This window comes from Cytophagia bacterium CHB2, assembly GCA_030263535.1.
Taxonomy (GTDB): Bacteria; Zhuqueibacterota; Zhuqueibacteria; order Zhuqueibacterales; family Zhuqueibacteraceae; genus Coneutiohabitans.
The window spans coordinates 1-2,744 of sequence record SZPB01000564.1; the positions used below are offsets into that span (position 1 = coordinate 1).

Here is a 2,744-nt window from a genome sequence, read left to right on the forward strand (position 1 = left end):
TCTCCGAGATTGATCTGTTGACAACAAATATAATGCCTGGAAGCTTCCAAAGCCAATACCTGGCTATGTCTAAGAACTGATTTTTGCCAAACTACAGTTGTTTTATATGATTCACCGAATTCAGCTAGACTCAAATGCAATGATCGTGTCGCAACCTCAAGCAGTGACTTTTAGACTCAAATAATGCTCTGGCGCTTCCTTGACACTGGCTTGGCCGCGGGCGATTACAATATGGCTCTTGACGCTGCGATTGCGCGCGGTAATTTTGTCGCAATTCCGACGCTGCGGTTCTTTCGCTGGCAACCGTTCTGCATTTCGCTGGGTTATCATCAAGACGCCGGAGAAGTCGATCTCGATAAATGCCGCGCCGCGGGTTTTGACGTCGCGCGCCGCCCGACTGCCGGGCGCGCCATTTTGCACGCGGACGAATTGACATATAGTGTGATGATCCCGGCGGCGAATGCGTGGTATGAAATGTTGCCGTTGGATTTGTATAAGAAAATCAGCGAGGCATTGGTGGGCGGCTTGGCGCTGCTTGGCGCGCCGGCCAAGTTTGCTCCGGGCGAGCGGATGCAACAAGACGGACGGCCGTTGCGCATGTCGTGCTTCGCCAGCGCCGCGCGCAACGAAGTCATTGCAGAAGGCAAGAAAGTGGTGGGCAGCGCGCAACGGCGATTTCGTGAAGGCGTGTTGCAGCATGGCTCGATTATCTTGCATGACGGCCATGAACTATTGCCGGACTTTCTGAAAGGAGACGCCTTTGCCATAGCAACGGAGCGCAGCCGGCTGCTGGAACACACGACGACGCTCGCGCGTCTTTGCCGTCGCGTGATCACCTTTTCAGAAGCCGCGCAGGCGATTCGGCGTGGCTTTATGGAAACACTCGGAATCGAATTGCAAGATGGCGCCGTGCAGCGGAACGAGCACGAATTAGCCGAAGCGTGGCGCGAACGATACGGCATTCTCACCAACCATCTTTCGGAGGAAAATTTATGCGAAAGCTTGGCGTTGTCCTGATGTTGGCGGCTGTGATCGGATTTTCGGCAGAAGTAACGGCGCAGGATTTTGCGTGGGAAATAGATGCGGGAAGCGTGGAACAATCGGATTTAGACAAGCAAGTCAAGTCATTGCTGAACCTTTTTAGTTCGCTGGCCGGCTCGGGTTTCATCAATACGGCGGCGCTGCACAGCGTCGGCGGCGTCGATGTTCGTCTCAGCGGCATTTTCACGCCTATTCCCGACGAATTTAAAGACATTATCCCCACGGTGCAGGATCCGCTGGAAGGCGTCGACTATGTGCCCTTCGCGATGTTCCACGGCAACATTGGCCTGCCGGCAAATTTGGAGGTCTACGGCCGCTTTTTTACCCTGCCGTTGAAAGGCGATCCGGGCGGCAACGTAACGTTGTTGGGTGGCGGTTTGAAATATGGCCTGCTCCGAGGAAATTTGGCCTCGCCTGACATTACGATTATGGGCGGCTATCAGACCATTTTGGTTCCGGAGCAGTACAACTTCGGCTCGGTGTCTACGCTCAGCCTGAAAGCGTACATCAGCAAGGATTTTGCGCTGCTCACGCTCTATGGCGGCGCTGGCATTGATCGCACAGCGCTCTCGCTGAATGTTCCGGGATTGCCGCCGGATATCAACAAGGATTATGATACGGTTTATCCGCAAGGCACTGTCGGCCTGGCCTTCAAGCTGCTGCCTTTGTTGCGCGTCAATATCGACGCGAATTTCGGCGATTACACCGCTGTTGGCCTGGGCGCCGGATTGAGCTTTAGATAAAATTGTAGAAGTCAAAAACTGCACGTTGCACCGGCAATCGCGTGTAACGTGCAGTAGTCATGTGTGCAAAGCCTGTTCAGATTCATTCATGAAGCGTCTTGGAATTTTAGGCTCCACCGGCTCGATCGGCGTCAACTGCTTGAATGTCGTTGAAAGTCTGCCGGCGGAGTTCAACGTGGCCTATCTCGCTGCACATAGCAACGCCGCGCTGTTGTTTGAACAAACGCAGCGGTTTCGTCCGGCTGCGGTTGCGATTGTGCGGCCGCCGCAAAAAAATATTGCAACACTGCGCGCTGATTTTAAAGCATTGGGCGTGGAACTTTTGTGCGGTCTGGACGCCCTGGTGGAGTTGGCCGGACGCGACGATATTGACGTGATGGTCAACGCCGTGGTCGGCTCTGCTGGCTTACCCGCGACATTACGGGCGTTGGAGAACGGCACAACCGTCGCGCTGGCCAACAAAGAAACACTCGTCACCGGCGGTGAGCTGGTCATGGCCTGCGCCAAACGGCATGGCGCCCATCTCGTTCCGATTGACAGTGAGCACAGCGCCTTGTGGCAGTGCCTGCTGGGCGAACCGAAAGAACGCATCCAACGCTTGATTGTCACGGCCTCGGGCGGCCCGTTTCGCGAACGTTCGCACAACGATTTTGCCAATATTACTGTCGCTGAAGCGCTTAACCATCCCAACTGGAGCATGGGGCCGAAAATCACCATCGATTCGGCGACCATGATGAACAAGGGGCTGGAAGTCATTGAAGCATTCTGGCTGTTTGAATTGTCGCTGGATAAAATCGACGTCGTCATTCACCCGCAATCCATCATTCATTCGATGGTGGAATTCGTTGACGGCTCGATCAAAGCGCAACTCAGCGTGCCGGATATGCGCATGCCGATTCAATATGCCCTGACGTATCCCGATCGTTTGCCCAGCGATTTTCCTCGGCTTGATTTCAACCG

3 protein-coding genes are annotated in these 2,744 nt (G+C 54.6%); all 3 read left to right on the forward strand.

Annotated features, from left to right (window positions below):
• The first annotated feature begins 183 nt into the window (after positions 1-183).
• Positions 184-1,017, forward strand: coding sequence for a lipoate--protein ligase family protein (locus FBQ85_28935; protein MDL1879160.1), 834 nt, complete (start codon positions 184-186; stop codon positions 1,015-1,017).
• Positions 993-1,784 (forward strand): hypothetical protein, encoded by a 792-nt coding sequence (locus FBQ85_28940; GenBank protein MDL1879161.1) that lies wholly within the window; start codon positions 993-995, stop codon positions 1,782-1,784. The genes FBQ85_28935 and FBQ85_28940 overlap by 25 nt, the downstream gene beginning before the upstream one ends.
• Positions 1,785-1,872: 88 nt before the next feature.
• A partial coding sequence (locus FBQ85_28945; protein MDL1879162.1) for a 1-deoxy-D-xylulose-5-phosphate reductoisomerase occupies positions 1,873-2,744 on the forward strand: 872 nt, incomplete at its 3' end.

What these genes read in the sequence shown, in the direction of transcription:
- FBQ85_28935 (MDL1879160.1), top strand. Translation starts at nt 184, where the DNA reads ATGCTCTGGCGCTTCCTTGACACTGGCTTGGCCGCGGGCGATTACAAT.
- FBQ85_28940 (MDL1879161.1), top strand. Translation starts at nt 993, where the DNA reads ATGCGAAAGCTTGGCGTTGTCCTGATGTTGGCGGCTGTGATCGGATTT.